An 18,835-nucleotide genomic window follows, 5' to 3' on the forward strand; every position below is an offset into this window, starting at 1 on the left:
TCCCTTCTAAATTAATCCTCGTCCAAATAAAAGCTCTTCAATCGATAAGTAGTTACTGGCTCCACATAATAGTTATACTTGGCTACTAGATCACAAATCTGATCACCATTAATCAATGTGATAATTCGGGTTCCTTGCCGCGCTGTCTTAACAGCATCTCTTGTGAAGTCCGAATTGGTAATGAAAATCCCAAACTCAGCATTAAATTTGTCCATCGCACCACGAAACTTGTCGATCTCTGGTGATGAAACCCTTCCCTGCCAACGTTTTGCTTGCAACGCTACTCTTGTAGTCCGATAGTCATCAGAACGAACATAACCAAAGCCATCTAATCCACCATCAGCGACATATTGAACCCCAATCTCATCATCGATGTCAATCCCCATTTTTGTCAGCAAACCGCGACAAAAGAGCTCAAATTTTTTAGGACTCATCTTGATTAACGCATCTAGCAGTTGTTGACGCCAAGGTTCTTCTAGGTCTTCCGAATCGCCTTGATTAGAGTTGGTGCTATCGGAAACTGAATTAACCTTAACTCGAGTTGTCTTCCGGTGGGGCATTTTATTTTCAGAAATTGACCTAACGTCCCTATCAGCGTCAAAACCATCAATATCAACAGTGCGTCCCTTTTTGGAAAGCTCTAAGTCGTGTCCATTGTCAGTATCAATAAACCCAGCAAGAATTAGATGCTTTACTGCAAAATTAAACTTCCAATGGAAAGGGTGATATTCTTTACCACTCTTTTTGGATGTTCGAACCTCATCAATTTCTTTCTCGCTGAATACTTTTGAATTATCATGAAGTTCCTGCAGCACTTGTTTTCTAGTAACCTGTCCACCAAGGTTATGCATAGCAATTAAGATTTCTTTCATTGCTTTATTTTCAATCTCAATTTGACGATTTGCCATTTTATGATTTTCCACCCTTATAACTATCTTTTCTTAAATTATAGTTGAGTGTACTATTCTGTTCAATCATGGTGACTAAATTAAACAAAATCTGACACCGTGACAGTGTCCTAATCCACTCGGCTTGAGCACCCCAAAATCGGAATTTTGGCACCTCGCATTATCCCTGTCATACCAACCATTACAGCTTCTTCCATAATCTTAATCAACTCAACTCTCTAAAACGGGCACTTGCATACTCAACCCCAAATGCCAGCATGCTGTCCACTCAACACTCTAGTTCAATAAGCAAAAAGTGTACTAATTCCAATCACCAAAATAGGAATTAGTACACTTTTCATCTATCAAGAATGCCTGCACACCGGCGTCTTTCGCTTATTTTTCTGTCCGTTCTAGCACCGTAACGCTCTCAGCGGTTCGCTATTAGCCAATCAAACTTCGCTCCGCTCGTTTTCTTGGATAGCTATCGCATGGAGTATCACTAGCATCCTCTTCGTCGCTTTCAGCTCCTCGACAATACTGTGATACTCTCAACATGATTCGTCTGCGGAAATTGATCAAACGGTTGGATTGGTCCAGTTACTTGATAGCCATTTTCAGTTAAAAACTTTAAATCACGGACTAAAGTTGCTGGATTACAACTAACATACACAATCTTTTGTGGCATTAATTGCAAGGTACTCTCCAAAACTTTAGTTTCCAGTCCTTTACGTGGTGGATCAAAAACTACTATATCTGGCTTCAAGCCAGCTTTAGCCCATTTGGCAAATTGTTCTTCAGCCGCCGCGACTTTAAATTCGGCATTGGTAATTCCATTTAAAGCTGCATTTCGCTTGGCATCTTCAATTGCGTCAGCAACAATTTCGACACCGTAGACTTGCTTGGCTTGCTTAGCTAAACTCAAAGAAATTGTGCCAATTCCACAATAAGCATCAATTAACGTTTCTTCACCACTTAACTTAGCAGTTTGAGCTACATATTGATAAATTTTTTCAGTTTGCAAAGAGTTAACCTGGAAAAATGATCGTGGTGAGATAGCGAATTTAATTCCATTTAATTGATCTTCGATTTGGGCTTTGCCAGCTAATAACTTTTCATCACGGCCCATAATAACATTAGTTTTTGCGGAATTAATATTTTGATAAACACTGACAACATCTGAACAGTGCTCCATGATTTGTTGGGCAATTTGTTTACCAGCAGGTAATTTGCGCGAACGGGTTACCAAAGTTACCATTACTTGACCACTGTAATGTCCACGGCGAATTACAATATGACGAATAACTCCATTGTGCTGACGCTCATTGTAAGCCGGAACTTCAAATTCACGCAAAACAGTTTGGATAACTTCTAATACCTGATCAATTCGAGGGTCTTGAATCAAGAAATCATGCATTGGTACAAATTGATGACTTCGTTGACGGAAAAATCCAGTTTCTAATTGATCATTTACCATACGAACAGGAATTTGTGCTTTATTGCGATAATGCAATGGTTCTGCCATGCCTTGTGTTGGAGCAACCGTAATCTGGTCTAAATGCGCTTTATGCAATAATTCCTTAATTTGTCCTTGTTTAAAACGCAATTGTGCGTCATATTTTAAATGCTGCAACGGAGCAATTCCCGTCTGCAAATAGGCTGATTCAGTATTTAGTTGCCGATCTGGGCTATCATTATATCGTTTAACAACTTTTGCAAAACCATAGTTGCGACTAGCTTTCATCACATGTGCTAAAATTTTTTCACCCGGCAAAGCATCATCAATAAATAATGGATAATGATCCACCTTGGCAACTCCTCGACCCTGATAACTGAGATCTTCAACCGTGACCTCAAATTCCTGATTTTTTTCTACTGGTATCTCTTTCATTTTTTTCCTACTTTCTGTTTCTTGCTAAGAAAGGCTGTGACAAAGGTTTTATTTGTCACAGCCCTTCAGACTTTATTTTCTACTTTTGCGGAATTAAATTTATACTAGTCGCAATCAGTCTTGCGACTTATTATTACCTAATTTTCCATCTTGATTAAGATCTTGACCAGTCAAGTCTTCAACTTCTTCAACAAAGTGCTGACTAGCCGTCTGCTCAGCTGGAGTTTGTTCCGAGCTAATCGCCCCATCCGGTAGCTGATCAGTATTGGCAAACATTTCAATATGTTGTTTCAAATCATGAAAGACCATTGGCGCATCCCCACCATATTCACCATCAATATTAATCATCATTTTTTCATCAACTGGTCTGGCAATTAATTTAGAAGTTTTAACATATAGGATTCGGGAATCCTTAATATGTTTCCCACCATTAAGCACCATCGTAATCAATTGTAAAATTTCCATCAAGTTACTCGTCTTAACCACGATTAACGTAAATTTACCATCATCCAAGGCAGCATCAGGAACCAACTGTTCAAAACCACCAACCGAATTAGTCAATGCTAAAAAGAACATCGATGCCCGACCATTAAACGCTCCACCGTCATACTCCAAATGCATCTTGATTGGTTTAATCTGCGGTAACAATTCGGCTCCCTTGAAAAGGTAAGCTAAATAACCAAATAATGATTTAAATTCCGACGGCACACCATAAGTTAGTTGGGTTAATAGTCCACCACCTGCAATGTTAACAAAATAATTATCGTTGGCTTGACCGATATCCATCTTAATTGTTTTGCCCTTAGCAATAACTTTGGCAGCCGCAATTGGATCTTCGCGTGGAATTTTCAACGCGCGGGCATAATCATTTGTTGTCCCAGCAGGGATAATCCCCATCTTTGGTCGGTGTTTTAATGGTGCAATCCCATTAACAACTTCATTAATTGTCCCGTCACCGCCAGCCGCAATAACCAGACTGAATCCAGCTCGTCCAACTCGTAACGCTTCATTTTTAGCTGAGTTTGGCTCAGGCGTTGTTTGAAAGGCGCTCGTTTCATAGCCCGCTCGTTCAAGAATATTCAAAATATCAACTAAATCATTTTTCATCGCTTCCCGACCAGAAGTTGGATTGTAAATAATTCGGCAACGCTTTTGCATCTGTTTTCTCCTTCAACCGCTTGAACTTAAAATGTTATCTTGCCTTTAAACTAGCAATCAATAACTTATTAACCACTTTAGGATTTGCTTTGCCATGAGTTTGTTTCATGATTTGACCAACTAAGAACCCAATTGCTCTGTCTTTACCATTTTTAAAGTCATCAACTGATTTTTGATTATCATCCAAGACTTGGTCAATAATTGGTTGCAAAACTTTTGAATCTGACAACTGAACCAAGCCTTTGCTTTCAACCCAAGCTTTCGGTTCACTACCCTTGGTAATAATTTCTTTAAAGACTTTCTTCGCAATTTTTGAAGAAATGGTTTCATCTTCAATCAATTTAATCATTGTCGCCAAATTGGTTGGTGTTAATGCCGTTTCAGGTAAATCAATCTGTTTGGCATTCAAATAGGCATTAACTTCACCCATTAACCAATTAGCTGCTAATTTAGGATCAGCCCCCTGTGCCACCGTTGCTTCAAAGAAGTCAGACATTTCCTTCGTCTGAGTTAAGACACCTGCATCATATTCTGGCAAGCCCCAATCATTGACATAACGTGCACGACGATTTTCCGGCATTTCTGGAATTGACTTTTGAACTTCTTCTAACCAGGCATCAGAAATATGCACTGGTGGTAAATCTGGTTCAGGGAAGTAACGGTAATCACTAGCGCCTTCCTTAACTCGCATCAAAATTGTTTCACCACTTGCTTCATCAAATCGACGAGTTTCTTGTTGAACCTTGCCACCAGCCATTAAAATTCGCTGCTGCCGTTTAGACTCATAATGTGAACCTTTACGAACATGCTCAAATGAGTTCAAATTCTTCATTTCTGTCTTAGTTCCTAATTTGTCAGAACCAATTGGTCGAACGGAGACGTTAACATCAGCCCGCATCGAGCCTTCTTCCATCTTAACATCTGAAATACCCGTAAACTGAATTGTCTGCCGTAATTTAACCAAATAGGCATAAGCTTCTTCAGCTGAAGCAATTTCTGGTTTAGAAACAATTTCAATCAGCGGTGTCCCCTGACGATTCAAGTCAACGTAAGAATAACCATCTGGATTATGCGTGTTTTTACCCGCATCTTCTTCGACGTGCATTTCCTCAATTCCAATTTTCTTCTTTTTGCCATCAACTTCGATCTCTAACCAACCATGACGACCAATAGGAGTGTCTGATTGCGTAATCTGATAGGCTTTTGGATTATCTGGATAAAAATAATTTTTTCGGTTAAAAATCATGTCACGAGTTACCGTACAATGCAATGCCAAAGCAGCTCGCATCCCGAATTCAATAATTCCCTTATTAACCGTTGGCAAAGCTCCTGGATAACCCCAATCAACAACATTGGTATTGGTATTTGGTGCAGAACCGTATTTTACTGGGGCTGGTGAAAATGCCTTCGAATTTGTCTTCATTTCAACATGAACTTCAAGTCCAATCGTTGTTTCAAAATTCATTATTTCTGACCTCCAATCGCTGGAATTTCTTTATGAAAATCAGTTGCCTGTTCAAAAGCATAACCGGCACGATACATTGTATTTTCAGCAAATTGATTAGCAATCAACTGCAATCCAATTGGTAACCCATCAGCAAAACCAGCTGGCAACGACATTCCTGGCAAACCAGCTAGGTTAACTGGGATTGTCAAAATGTCATTCATATACATCGTAATCGGATCATCAATATCTTCACCAATTCCAAAAGCAGTTGTTGGAGCAGTTGGTCCAAGAATTAAATCATAGTCACCAAATACTTTAGCAAAATCTTGGCAAATCAGTGTCCGTACCTGCGCAGCTTTCTTAAAGAAAGCATCATATGTTCCTGCTGATAATGAGAAGGTTCCCAGCATAATCCGCCGCTTAACTTCATCACCAAATCCTTCTGAGCGTGATTTGACATATACATCTTCCAAATTTTTAACATCTTGTGCGCGATAGCCGTAACGAATGCCATCAAAACGCTGCAAGTTTGAACTAGCTTCAGAAGAAGCAATAATATAATAAACCGGTACACCGTATTTACTATGCGGTAAACTAACTTCATCAACCGTAGCCCCTAATTTTTCAAAAGTGCTAATCGCTTGTTTGATGGCTGTCTTGACTGATTCAGCAATTCCCTTACCTAAATATTCTTTTGGAACAGCAATCTTCATACCTTTGATATCGCCATTTAATCCAGCAGCAAAATCTGGCACCGGTTGACTTGAACTAGTTGAATCATGAGGATCAAGTCCACTAATTGCATTCAATAGCAAAGCGTTGTCTTTAACATTGCGGGTAAACGTTCCAATTTGATCTAAACTGGAAGCAAAAGCAATCAGACCATAGCGTGAAACTCGACCGTATGTCGGTTTAACACCAACAATCCCATTAAACGCTGCCGGTTGCCGAATTGATCCACCTGTATCTGAACCTAATGCTGCCATAACTTCACCACTAGCAACCGCTGCTGCTGAGCCACCGGATGATCCACCAGGAACTTTAGTCTGATCCCAAGCATTTTTAGTCGTCTTAAAAGCTGAGTTTTCAGTTGATCCACCCATTGCAAACTCATCTAAGTTGGTTTTTCCAATCGTAATCGCCTGTTGAGCGGCTAATTTCTCCATTACGGTTGCGTCATAAATTGGTTGAAAATTTTCTAAAATTTTGCTAGCAGCTGTTGTTCGCAAGTCTTTCGTAACAATGTTGTCTTTAATTGCTAATGGAATACCAGCCAAAATATTAGCTGGGTCGATTCCCTGTTGATCAAGTTGAGCAGCCTGATCTAAAGCAGCTTTTTCATTCAATGTTAAAAAAGCCGCTAATTTTTGATCACGTTCTTTGATTGTCGTCAAAGTTTCTTTGACCAAATCAGTTACGCTGACTTCTTTTTTGACCAGCAAATCATGCAAACTTGCTAAATCATGCTTAAAGTAATCCATTGCTTATGCTTCCCCGCTTTCATCAATAATCGCTGGAACTTTAATGTAACCATCTTGACTGTCAGGCACATTTTTCATTAATAAATCACGGTCAACACCCGATTGCGCTTTATCAGGTCGTAAAACATTTTCCGCATCGGTAACATGAGTTGTAACCGGAACATCGGTTGTGTCAACTTCACTTAACTGTTGCACCATCTTAATGATCTCATCCATTTGTCCAGTGAATTTCTGGAGCTCGGTTTCAGAAAAAGCGAGTTTTGCTAATCCCGCAACGTGTTTGACTTCATCTGCATTAATTGCCATTTCTACTCCTTCTTTCCCTACAATAATTTCATTCTAGCATAAGTCTTTCACTTACTGACTATTAACTCGAAAAGTCTTTGTTTTTTTTATTAGTAGCTGCTGAAAACATGAGTATAGTAAGTACTTTGTTTAGCCGTTTTGGCTAAAAAGCTTTGAATATCACCATCGCTACCCTTTACTGTAATATCAATTGGAATTCCACTTGGTAAATAATTGCGAGCAGCTGTCGCTAAGTACTGTGTGAAAGCTGTAATTTCTGTCTCACTGTAAAATTGAGTCGTGATATTGACATGCATTCCTTGGAGCTCTTTATTATTATATTCTGCTTGTGCTGTTACTCCGGCTAAATTCGGAAAGAAATTCTGCACTTGTTTTTTAAAGCTTTCAAATGAAGTTTCATCATTATCATTTGGCAATGATGTGTTAGCTGTCGTTGGTAAAATATAACTCTTAGTATTCAGACTCTGCCAAGAATTGATTGTACTACCGCTCTTTACATACGTATATGAGTAAAATGAACCGCCAACCAAACTATCATTGCTAGCCTGCTGGAACATGGCAATCATAATTGGGACATTATTGGCAACTTTGCCGCTAGAACGTAATCTTTGTAAAACTTTAACTGCTGCCTGACGTCCCTCAGCAATCATTTTTGCTTCCGAAATATCAGTAGTGTAAGTAGCACCATACTGCTCTTTTTGGTAATAATCTTTTCGATTCATCCCGATTCCAATTGTAATTCCTGACAAGACCAATTTTCCATTTTCTTGTTTCATATAGTCCTGTTCTTCTAACTGCTGAACATAGATTGGGTTCCGTTTGTTTGGATCAGTTTGACCGTTGCTTTCTGGATTAAGTCCTAAACTATTTGATTTAGACTGACGACTCAACCATTTTTCGACTGTTGTTGATGATAACAGTTGTCCTTCACGAAATATATAATTATTAGGTGAATATTTTGTCTTGGACAATTGCGTTAACCCATTTTCAAAACTCTTTAAATTCAGTAAATTATCTGAGTTTTGTGAAATTCCAACACCACGAGCTTTACTAGTCAAATAGCTACCATTAGTAATTACATTTTGATACTGGTCACTGCTAGAATTACCTGTAATCTGATAACCATTTGAACTACTTTTACTGCTATTATTGCTATTTGACGACTTATTGCTGCAACCAGCCAATAAAATCGCTAATATCGCTCCGATAAGAATTCCGGTTTTTTTCACTTTCTATGCCTCCATTAATTCAATAAATCTGGCTTCATTAATTACCTGCACTGCTAAAGATTCAGCTTTAGCAAGTTTACTACCTGCATCTTCACCCGCAATTAACAAATCGGTTTTGCCTGAGACACTACCAGTAACTTGCGCCCCATGGTCTTCAAGCCATTTTTTAGCATCTGAACGAGTTAATCGTTGTAATTTGCCGGTTAAAACTACTCGTTTACCAGTAAAAAAGCTAGTTTGAATGACTGTTCGTTGGCTGGACAGATAATTCAGATTAACACCAACATTTTGCAATTCTTCAATTAGCTGATGAACTTCTTGATTAGCAAAATAAGTTACTACACTTTGAGCAATTACTGGGCCAATTGAATCAATTGCAGCAATTTCTGTTTCGTTAGCCACCATCAACTGGCTAATGCTGCCAAAATGCGCTAATAATAATTTAGCCGCCTTACTACCAACATGACGAATTCCTAAACCAAATAATAACCTCTCGGCTGAGTTTTGGCGACTAGTTTCAATCGCTGCTAATAGATTTTGTGTTGATTTTTCCTTAAACTTATCCAACTTTAACAATTCTTCAGCTGTTAACCGATATAAATCTGCTACATCAGCTACTAAGTGATTTTGGTATAACTGTTCAACTATTCTTGGCCCCAAGCCAGCGATCTCCATAGCATTGCGCGAAGCAAAATGAACAATGCTCTCTTTAATCAAGGCCGGACACTTAGGATTAATACAACGCAATGCAACTTCTTCGTCTAAATGAACTAACTTTGCCCGACAAATCGGACAATGCTGTAAAATGACAGTGGGTTGTGAATCAGCGACACGTTTACCAAGCACAACTTCGGAAATTTCAGGAATAATGTCGCCAGCTTTATGCAATTTAACTGTATCACCAACCCGGATATCCTTTTCCAATAAGTAATCAGGATTATGCAATGACGCTCGACTGACCGTAGTCCCCGCTAAGCGAACCGGATCCATCACTGCAGTGGGAGTTACAACCCCTGTCCTTCCAACCGTCCATTCAATTTTTCGAACAATCGTTTCTTGTTCATCTGGTGGAAATTTATAGGCAATTGCCCAGCGTGGAACTTTAACCGTGTTACCAACTTGTTGATGAACTGCCAAAGAATTAGCTTTTAAAACAATTCCATCGATATCATAAGGCAAGTTTGGCCGTTTCGCTTGATATTCTTGTAAGTATTCACTGATTTGTTCATGGGTTTTGGCAACCCTTGATTCTGGATTAACCTTGAACCCCCAATCAGCTAACTGTTTAATTACCGCATCTTGTGTTTTTAAACCATAATTTTCCGGTTGCATTAGATAATAGATAAATGTGCTCAAATGGCGACTGGCCGTTATTCGCGAATCTAACTGTCGCAAACTACCCGCAGCTGCATTGCGCGGATTAGCAAAAACTGGCTGGCCCGCCGCTTCTCGCTGTTGGTTCAAACTAACAAAAGCTTTTTTGGGCATATAACATTCACCGCGTACCTCAAGCGATACTGGCTCACTTAGCTTTAGTGGAATTGCCTTAATCGTCTTAAGATTATTCGTGATATCTTCACCAATAATTCCATTGCCTCGAGTTGAACCTTCAACAAAATTACCTTCCTGATAAATCAGCGAAATTGCCAAGCCGTCAATTTTTAATTCGCAATTGTATTCCAAATCCTGCTCTGTTTGCTGTCGCAAACGCTGATCAAACTCAAACAACTCTGATTTAGAAAAAACATCACCTAAAGATAACATCGGAATTTCATGGGTTTTCTTTTGGAAATTAGTCAAAATCTGACCACCAACTCGCTGGGTCGGTGAGTCAGGAGTTATCAGCTCTGGAAAACTTTTTTCTAGCTGCTGCAGTTGGCGATAACTTTGATCATAAACTTGATCAGCAACACTAGGATCGTCTTCAACATAATATTGTTGACTCCAAAGATTCAACTGCTCTGTTAATTGAGCAATTTTTTTTGCTGCTATCGCTTCGTCCATCTGTTTTCCTCCTAACTTTTCAGTCTTGTTTTTTAGTGATTGGCGCAAAGGCTGCTAACAATCGCTTAATTCCTTTACCAGCAAAAGCAATATCCAACTCCAAATCTTCTCCAGTACCATTAACTTTAACAATTGTTCCGGTACCCCAAGCCTTATGCCAAACCTTTTCCCCGATTTTCCAGCTACTTTTTTCCGCACCAGTTCCTTGAGTTACTGGTTGAGCAGCTACACGAGGAGTACCAGCTTTCTGACGGTTGGCAAAGGCTGTTTTTTCAGCCGGTCGCCGTTGCGTCCACGAAGTAATTGTCGTTGCTGTTGCCTGTTGATTTTCACTAACCAGCAGCTCAGGTTCAATTTCTTTAATAAAACGTGAAACTGGATTTGTCTGTTGTCGACCATATAGCATTCTTGAAAGAGCATTTGTCAAAAATAATTCTTTTTTGGCCCTTGTAATCCCCACATAGGCTAAACGCCGCTCTTCTTCCAATTCATTTTCATTGAATGAAGCTCTCCCTAATGGGAAAACGCCCTCCTCTAGACCTACTAAAAAGACTACTGGAAATTCCAACCCCTTAGCAGCATGTAATGTTAATAAAGCCACTTCATCACTTGCTTCAGCTAACGAATCTTGATCGGACATTAATGCCAAATCTGCTAAGAAATCGACAAAACGCTCACTGGTTTCAGTTTCTGGCTGCCAATGCTGATCAAATTGCTGGGTAACTGATAAAAACTCATCTATGTTTTCTAAACGGCTCTGATTTTCTAAACTACGAGTATTTTTTAATGCAGCTTTATATCCGCTACGATCTAAAATTGCTTCAGTTAACTGGGTAACATCTACTGTTTGTTGTAATTGGTGCAATTGATCAATCATTGTCGCAAATTTTACTAATTCTCGCGCAGCTTTACCGGAAATGTTAGCCAATGTTGGGTTCTGAGCTGCTTCTAGCAATGAAATCTGCTGTTGGGCAGCTAAATCTGCTAATTTATCTAAACTAGCATTTCCAATTCCTCGCTTGGGTTCATTGACAACGCGATTAAAACTCAGTGAATCTGCTGGATTGGTTACTAGTTGCAAATAAGCTAAAACATCAAGAATTTCCTTGCGATCATAGAATTTATGCGCGCCAACAATCCGATAAGGAATATTTGATTTAATGAAAGCTTCTTCAATCGTTCTAGATTGAGCATTAGTGCGATATAAAACCGCAAAATCCTGGTAATGACAGTTTTTTTGTTGCTTAAGCTGCTGAATCTGCCGAATAACAAAATAAGCTTCATCATTTGCTGTTTGTGCTCGATAATAATGAATTCGGTCTCCTTCAGTATTTTCCGTCCACAATTTTTTTGCTTTGCGGTTAACATTATTCTTAATAACATCATTAGCTGCCTGTAAAATCACCTTGGTTGAACGATAATTCTGTTCAAGCTTAACTACCTTGGCATCCGGATAATCTTGCTCAAAATCCAATATATTGCGCATGTCAGCTCCACGCCAACCATAAATACTTTGGTCTGCATCACCAACTACACATAAATTACGCGAACCTGCAGCAAGCTTTGTAACTAATTCATACTGTGCTTGATTAGTATCTTGATACTCATCAACATGCAAATATAAAAACTTTCGTTGATAATATTGTAAAATTTCTGGCTCCTGAGCAAATAATCGCAAAGTCAGCATAATTAAATCATCAAAATCAACTGCCTGATTTTGTTCTAACCCTTGTTGATATAGTTGATACGCCTGAGCAGCTGTTTTGTCAAAAACAGATGTTGCCTGTTTTGCAAATTCTTTAGGTGTTAGCAATTGATTTTTGGCTTGTGAGACAACACCCAGCAATGCTCGTGGATCAAATTTTTTTGAATCAAGATTCAAATCTGCCAGCACTTGTTTCATTAAGGTTCGCTGTTCGCTAGTTCCAACAATTGTAAATGTCCGCTGATAACCTAATTTTTCAATATCGCGCCGTAAAATTCGAACACATAAAGCGTGAAAAGTGGATACCCAAACATCTTGAGCAGCTTCACCTAACAATTGACCAACTCGCTCACGCATCTCACGGGCAGCTTTATTGGTAAAGGTAATTGCTAAAACATTCCAAGGATTAACACCGATAGCTTCAATCAAGTAGGCTACCCGATGAGTCAAAACACGGGTTTTCCCACTACCAGCACCTGCAATCACTAACAAAGGCCCTTGCGTTTGGCGCACTGCTTCTTGTTGTTTATCATTTAATCCGGTCAATAGTTCTGTGGCTTCCAAAATCTTCAATCCTCTCTTGAATCCAATCAATCTTCATTATAACAAAATTAAAAGCAAGCTTCTTTAAAAAAACATGAAGCTTGCTGATAAATATTAGTTGTTTTTATCTGATTCTTCCGCTTGCCAAATTCCAGTCGCGTCTATCTGCTGCTGTAAATCCGATAAGTTACTACCGGAAACCAATAAATAACCAACCGTTTGTGATTGAACCATTTTAGGGTAGCGATAAAAATGATAGTGCCAGTTAGTCTTCAACACCCACTGTGTTCTTAAAGCTTCTAGATCTGCTGACTGAAGCTTAACCATAATTGTTGGCTGTAAAAGCTCAACTGGCCCTAATGGCATTTTGACCAAAGACTTGATATGCTGTTCGAACATCGAAACGTTTGCTCCTCGATCAAACACATACCCAGTAGCATGGAGAGCAGGAACAATTTTCTTAACATAAACTGCCCCACTTTCAGTAATAAAGAATGCAATTTCTAGCACCCCAACATAATGAAGATTCTGCGCAATTTCGCCAGCTAATTTATTTATTTCAGCTTCAACTGCCGCATCAAGCTCACCTCCGACTGTTGTTTCAAATAAACGTCGCTGCCGGTAATGATTTTCAACCAATGGGAATGGCTGTACATTGCCTGCTCCGTCCTTAACAACCAACGCCGAAATCTCATGTTTAAATGGAATCCAAGCTTCCAAAACAAAAGTTCCCCGATCAATAAAATCGGCACACCGAGCTACATCGCTTTGTTTCGTAATTAATTGCTGATATCTATGGCCAAATTCTTTTTGGATTGGTTTGATAATACAAGGATAACCAATTGAACTAACCGCTTGATAAACATCATCTAAGCTAACAATCGTGGCATAAGGAGCAATATTGATATTCAATTGCTCCAAAAAAGCTCGTTCTAATAACCGATCTTGCGCGATTTCCAAAGCTTCCTTACCCTGAGGAAGGTTAGTGAAACGTTGTAAAAAGCCAACAACATCAGCTGGAATTCGATCCGAGACGTAAGTTACAACCGCACACCTTTCTGCAAAATCTTGCAGCTTAACACGATCTTGGTAGGATCCAATAATTCCTAAGTCAGCTTCTTGAACAGTTGGCGATGCTTCATTTGAGCTATAGGCTATGACCTTAAAGCCCATTTTTTTTGCTGTTTCAGCTAACATAATTCCATTCGGACTTTCACCAATTATTCCAAGTGTATCTCCTGGAAATAATATTTCATCAGCCATAATTTCACTACTTTCTATTATCTAAAATCTATCATATCAATCAGTGCTCTTTTCAAAATCATTTTAACATAAGATTCCAAATTGATAATTTAATATTTCTCAAAAATTAGAAAATTTCTTTTCTGATTCAGAAAAAAAGAGCTTTGTCTTCACCCAAGCTCTTTTAAAAATTCTTTAAATTCAAATTAATTTAATTGTCACTTTTCAGCTAAGCCAGCTTTTCCTTTTAAAATAATATTCAGCAAGACTGAAGACAAACTAGCAACAACGATTCCATTTCCTAAAAAGAGCTGAATAGTCCGTGGCAAAGCTTCAAATAAAGTTGGATAAACAGAAACACCTAGTCCTAATCCTAAAGAAACCGCTACAATCAGCATATTTCGTTGATCATTAAAATCAACTTGAAAAAGCATTCGAATTCCTTGGACACTAATCATTGAAAACATTACGAGCATCGCTCCACCCAAAACTGGTGTTGGAATAATCGTGGCAAATGCTCCAATTTTGGGGATCAATCCCATTAACATTAGTAATCCAGCTGACCAATAAATTGGACGTTTAGTTTTAATTCCCGACAACTGTAGTAAACCGACATTTTGTGAAAAAGTTGTGTATGGAAAAGTGTTAAAAATCCCGCCTAAAATTTGAGCCAACCCCTCGGCACGGTAACCACGTTTCAAATCTTGAGCAGTAATATTCTGATTTAAAATACCACCTAGCGCAAAGAAAACACCCGTTGATTCGACCATCGAAACTAACGCGATAATAATCATTGTAATTGAAGAAGACCATTCAAACTGGGGCATTCCAAAATAAAATGGTTGTGGGAAATGAAACCAACGAGCCTCAGTGATTGGGGCTAAGGAAACTATTCCCATTGCTAAAGCAATTAATGTTCCAGCAGCTAATCCAATCAAGACAGCAATTGAACTTAAAAAGCCTCGTCCCCAACGTTGAACCACCAAAATTATAACTACCGTCAAAAAGCTGAGAACTAAGCTGCCTAAACTGCCAAAGCTCTTGGCAGTTGCATCACCGCCACCCATGTTTTGGACTGCAATTGGAATTAGTGTTAACCCAATTACCGTAATTAGAGTGCCTGTAACAACTGGTGGAAAAAGTTTCTTAATCCGTGAAAATTGTCCCGCTATCAAGAAAACAAAGCAACCCGCAATAATAATTGCTCCATACATCGTTCCAATTGTAAATTGCTTGCCAATCATCTTTAAAGGTTCAACCGCTTGAATCGCACAGCCTAGAACCACTGGCAGGCCAATTCCAAAATAACGATTACGTAATAATTGCACTAATGTAGCCAAACCACACATAAAAATATCAATTGAAACTAAATATGTCATTTGTTCGCTGTTAAATTGAAGTGCTGTTCCAATCAATAGTGGAACAGCCACCGCTCCAGAATACATTGCTAGTAAATGTTGCAAACCTAATACTGCAGATTTACTTTGCGAAACTTGTCGTTTTATTTCTTCTGCCACTAGACTTCTTCCCCCACAAAGTGAACCTGGTCATCAGCAAATGAAGCAATTTTAGCTAGTGATTCTAAATGAACTCCTTGGTCTGTGATTCGTTTAGCTCCAGCTTGAAAAGATTTTTCAATTGCTATTCCCACTCCAACTACTTCAGCTTCCGCTTGCCGGCAAATTTCTAACAAGCCATTAACCGCTTCACCATTTGCCAAAAAATCATCAACAATCAAAACATGGTCATCAACTAGTAAAAACTTACTTTCAACTGCAATCGTATTTTCGGTTTTTTTAGTATATGAGTAGACCTGAGCGCTATATAGTTGGCCTGGCATCGTACTACTTTTCTGTTTGCGGGCAAATAGCACTGGAACATGTAGTAACAGCCCTGTCATAATTGCTGGAGCAATTCCAGAAGACTCAACCGTTAAAATCTTGGTAATTTTCTGACTACCAAAAAGCGTTACAAATTCCTTACCGATGTCCAACATTAAATCTGGATCAATTTGATGATTGAGAAACTGATTAACTTTTAATACATTTCCAGGTAATACAAGTCCTTCTTGCCTAATCCTGTCTTCCAATACTTTCACAATGATTCCGCTCCTTTAAAAAAATAGTGGCTCCTTTTACTATAAGTAATAGAAGCCACTGCTCTAAAGCCCGTGCCCTTTACTTATAGTCCAAAATTTACGGTTTTGGGTAGGAAACTTGCCATCCATATCATGACGATTATATAAGCAACAACACTGAGATTAACATACATTCATTAGAAACTCAATATCTAATATTCGGTTTTTATTATTGATCATACTTATTTAACTGATACTCTTGAATAAGTTCAATTAACTTTTGGGCGTAGCTCGGATCAGTAGCATAGCCATGCTGTTGCAGTGCTTGAGCAGCTTGCTGATAATTTTTTGCCGCTAACACTGCTTGATAGTGTTGCCGATCCCAATCCGTACCATTTGTAAATAATTTGCTATGGGCAGCGATTGATTCATTCCAGTTTTGATAAACGGCAAAGCGAGCTGTAACTGTGATCCACTGACCGTTTACATATTCACCGGTGGTTAACAATTTAGCACTTGATTGAGCGTTTTTTATTCCAAAAAGATTATGATATTTGCTTGCTAATTCACTTTGACCCCAATCTGATTCTAAGGCTGCTTGAGCCAAGGTAATACTCGTTAAAATATGGTTTTCTCGCTGTTGCTGCTGAGCTGCTGGTAAAATTTTTTCAATAAATTGCCGTTTTTGTTGATCACTAATTTGCGAAACAGTTGGTGTATTAACTGCCCATCTGCCAATTAAGCCTAAGCTCAATAAAAAAATTAATCCACCTAATAACAAAAAAAACAATAGACTGCTAAAACGCAGGTGTCCATGTTCAAACCAAAAATTTGTTTTAGTTGAACGACGCTTTATTTTACGTTTTGGTTGGCGTTTTTTTCTCACAGTCATTTTTTCATCTCGCAATCAAGATTTTCGGTGAAAACGTAATAATAATGGGGCACTAATCATCGGTGCAATAATTGCAGCTGCTATTGCTTCAGGAATTCCGTTTGTTCCAATAACCGCTAGTAAATACGGTAGCAAAGCTTTAGTGTTAATTTGATATAACATTTGTGATTTCGATTGGTAGAACAAGAAAATTTGGCCTAACACTAGCAGCGTATTGGTCAAAGAGCCTAAAATTGCTGCCGGAATCATAGCTGCCATCGTATGGCGAACTTTAGGTTGCAGCAGCTTAAAAATACTTCCAGCAACTAAGCCGATCATTACTCGTGGTAAAATTGCGATTAACGGGTTAACAAAAACAATCGTTGCTAACGGACTTGTTGGCCAGACAAAAGCCCGAATAAAAGTTATCGTTCCCCAAACACCACCGACGAGAGCACCATCAACGGGGCCTAACACAAAGGCCGCCACAATCACTGTAATATGAATTAAAGTCAAATTAAGTGGGCCTAATGGTATATAGCCTACTAAGGGTACAAAATTCTGAACTAAGATAATTGCGGTAAAAAAAGCTAGGATCACTAACCGTTTAGTCTGCTTAGAACGCACGAATTGTCCACTCCTATCTGTGAAAACTTGCTGGCGTTATTATAACATATCCCCCAGTCTAAGCAACGGCTTTTACTAACAACAAAAAAACCGACGACGGATAATAAACCCGCAAATCGGTTTTAGTCAAATCTTGATTAGAATTCAGTTTAAAGTTCGTCTAAACCTTCTTCAGAAACAATGTCAGTTGTCTGACGCAGTACTCGTTTGAAAATTGCCAAATCCTTTGGCGCAATTTCATCTTCCAAACGATTTTCCAAACGCTGCCAAAATTCTTCGTTTGTTTCTAACATTTGACGATATTTGTCAGTTACTAATAAATGTGTAACACGACGGTCAACATCATCAAGCCGTTTTTCAATCAAGCCCATTTTCATCAACTTTTTAATGTGATAGTTGGTATTAGGGGTTGACTGATCTAACAATCTGGAAATCATCCCGATTGTTGGTTCCTTAAGCTGATAGATTGCTTCCAAATAATAAACATCAATTGCACCAAGGCGCTCAAAATCAGGATCATTTTGTCGATGTTCATATAGGCGTAAAATTTGGGTTAGGTTGGTTAAAGATTTTTGAAGTGTGATCATTTTCTGCCTCCGAACATTTAAAATAATTTATATATAGCATAGACTACCATAATATACTAAAATAAATTGTAGTTGTCAAGCTTTAAAGCCATAATATAGTTTTTTATTATAGCTTTTATACGTATATTTTACACTAATTAATCAAAAATATCTAAAAAAAGTCTTTAAGAATTAAAAAGATGATTATTTTACGCTAAATAACTGATTTGGTTTTTTTTTATAAAATTCGATTATCGTCAAATCAAATTACTTATTCAAACTAATTTAAACCCTTCTAGTCAAAAACTAAACAAAATCTTCATCGGTTTATTAATTAAATTTTAGTTCAAGATAAACCAAGCCTTATTCATAATAAGAGCTGATTGGCAATCTTTTCCAAATGAGCAACAAATATTATTCTTTTTTTTATTCTGTATATCTAGTATATATAAAAAATTAGGTTGAAGCAAAAAAAATGTCTCACTTCAACCTAATTTTTTATATATCTTATCATTTGCAAGTATTCTTTATTTTCTTATTTCAACTTTCTAGTCAACCAAGGTCTCTTAAATTCTCCACTAAAAAGCTAATCAATAATTTTTTCTACTTGATAATGTGTCTCAGCTAAAGTTGCATTCAATTCTGCCAAACTAGCTTTTCCAACAAATGATGCTTGCTTATCGGCTAAACTAACCTGCACATCGCTAACTCCAGCCAGTTGTTCAAATGCGTTCTTGACCTTATCAGCACAGCCGCTACACTTCATCCCTGAAATTGCTACCTTTTCCTGTTCCATTATAA

The 18,835-nt window shown here is 38.3% G+C and carries 16 protein-coding genes and 1 riboswitch; all 16 genes read right to left on the reverse strand.

Annotation, left to right across the window (positions count from 1 at the left end; translation table 11 throughout):
- Positions 1-11: 11 nt before the first annotated feature.
- Positions 12-908 (reverse strand): restriction endonuclease, encoded by an 897-nt coding sequence (locus G6O73_RS08560; protein WP_057886514.1) that lies wholly within the window; start codon positions 906-908, stop codon positions 12-14.
- Positions 909-1,410: 502 nt separating this feature from the next.
- Positions 1,411-2,778 (reverse strand): 23S rRNA (uracil(1939)-C(5))-methyltransferase RlmD, encoded by a 1,368-nt coding sequence (gene rlmD / locus G6O73_RS08565; protein WP_057886513.1) that lies wholly within the window; start codon positions 2,776-2,778, stop codon positions 1,411-1,413.
- Positions 2,779-2,892: 114 nt separating this feature from the next.
- Complete coding sequence (locus G6O73_RS08570; protein ID WP_057886512.1) at positions 2,893-3,936, reverse strand: diacylglycerol kinase; 1,044 nt, start codon at positions 3,934-3,936, stop codon at positions 2,893-2,895.
- A 34-nt stretch (positions 3,937-3,970) separates the two neighbouring features.
- The gene (gatB, locus tag G6O73_RS08575; RefSeq protein WP_057886511.1) at positions 3,971-5,401 is read right to left on the reverse strand and encodes an Asp-tRNA(Asn)/Glu-tRNA(Gln) amidotransferase subunit GatB; all 1,431 of its coding nucleotides are present in this window, start codon (positions 5,399-5,401) and stop codon (positions 3,971-3,973) included.
- Entirely contained in the window at positions 5,401-6,864 is a 1,464-nt protein-coding gene (gene gatA, locus G6O73_RS08580) for an Asp-tRNA(Asn)/Glu-tRNA(Gln) amidotransferase subunit GatA (RefSeq protein WP_057886510.1), read from the reverse strand. Before gatA ends, gatB begins: the two co-directional genes overlap by 1 nt.
- A gap of 3 nt (positions 6,865-6,867) precedes the next feature.
- Positions 6,868-7,170 (reverse strand): Asp-tRNA(Asn)/Glu-tRNA(Gln) amidotransferase subunit GatC, encoded by a 303-nt coding sequence (gatC, locus tag G6O73_RS08585; protein ID WP_057886509.1) that lies wholly within the window; start codon positions 7,168-7,170, stop codon positions 6,868-6,870.
- Positions 7,171-7,259: 89 nt separating this feature from the next.
- Entirely contained in the window at positions 7,260-8,399 is a 1,140-nt protein-coding gene (locus G6O73_RS08590) for a CamS family sex pheromone protein (RefSeq protein WP_057886508.1), read from the reverse strand.
- Positions 8,400-8,402: 3 nt separating this feature from the next.
- Positions 8,403-10,403: an NAD-dependent DNA ligase LigA gene (gene ligA, locus G6O73_RS08595; protein ID WP_057886507.1), complete on the reverse strand. Its 2,001-nt coding sequence runs from the start codon at positions 10,401-10,403 to the stop codon at positions 8,403-8,405.
- A 19-nt stretch (positions 10,404-10,422) separates the two neighbouring features.
- Positions 10,423-12,672, reverse strand: coding sequence for a DNA helicase PcrA (gene pcrA, locus G6O73_RS08600; protein ID WP_057886506.1), 2,250 nt, complete (start codon positions 12,670-12,672; stop codon positions 10,423-10,425).
- A gap of 93 nt (positions 12,673-12,765) precedes the next feature.
- Positions 12,766-13,914 carry an ATP-grasp domain-containing protein gene (locus G6O73_RS08605; protein WP_057886505.1) on the reverse strand — a complete coding sequence of 383 codons (1,149 nt, stop codon included), beginning with the start codon at positions 13,912-13,914 and terminating at the stop codon, positions 12,766-12,768.
- A gap of 197 nt (positions 13,915-14,111) precedes the next feature.
- The gene (locus tag G6O73_RS08610; protein ID WP_057886521.1) at positions 14,112-15,398 is read right to left on the reverse strand and encodes a nucleobase:cation symporter-2 family protein; all 1,287 of its coding nucleotides are present in this window, start codon (positions 15,396-15,398) and stop codon (positions 14,112-14,114) included.
- Positions 15,399-15,409: 11 nt separating this feature from the next.
- A complete protein-coding gene (locus tag G6O73_RS08615; protein ID WP_057886504.1) occupies positions 15,410-15,991 on the reverse strand; it encodes a xanthine phosphoribosyltransferase in 582 nt (193 codons plus the stop codon).
- 66 nt (positions 15,992-16,057) lie between these two features.
- Positions 16,058-16,158, reverse strand: a riboswitch (purine riboswitch).
- 41 nt (positions 16,159-16,199) lie between these two features.
- Positions 16,200-16,862 (reverse strand): glycoside hydrolase family 73 protein, encoded by a 663-nt coding sequence (locus tag G6O73_RS08620; RefSeq protein WP_083478547.1) that lies wholly within the window; start codon positions 16,860-16,862, stop codon positions 16,200-16,202.
- A 15-nt stretch (positions 16,863-16,877) separates the two neighbouring features.
- Positions 16,878-17,468: an ECF transporter S component gene (locus G6O73_RS08625; protein ID WP_057886503.1), complete on the reverse strand. Its 591-nt coding sequence runs from the start codon at positions 17,466-17,468 to the stop codon at positions 16,878-16,880.
- 149 nt (positions 17,469-17,617) lie between these two features.
- The gene (locus G6O73_RS08630; protein ID WP_057886502.1) at positions 17,618-18,055 is read right to left on the reverse strand and encodes a MarR family winged helix-turn-helix transcriptional regulator; all 438 of its coding nucleotides are present in this window, start codon (positions 18,053-18,055) and stop codon (positions 17,618-17,620) included.
- Between the two features lie 565 nt (positions 18,056-18,620).
- The gene (locus G6O73_RS08635; protein WP_057886501.1) at positions 18,621-18,830 is read right to left on the reverse strand and encodes a heavy-metal-associated domain-containing protein; all 210 of its coding nucleotides are present in this window, start codon (positions 18,828-18,830) and stop codon (positions 18,621-18,623) included.
- Positions 18,831-18,835 lie beyond the last annotated feature (5 nt).

Origin of the sequence: Liquorilactobacillus nagelii DSM 13675, from assembly GCF_019444005.1 — a bacterium.
Classification (GTDB): Bacteria; Bacillota; Bacilli; order Lactobacillales; family Lactobacillaceae; genus Liquorilactobacillus; species Liquorilactobacillus nagelii.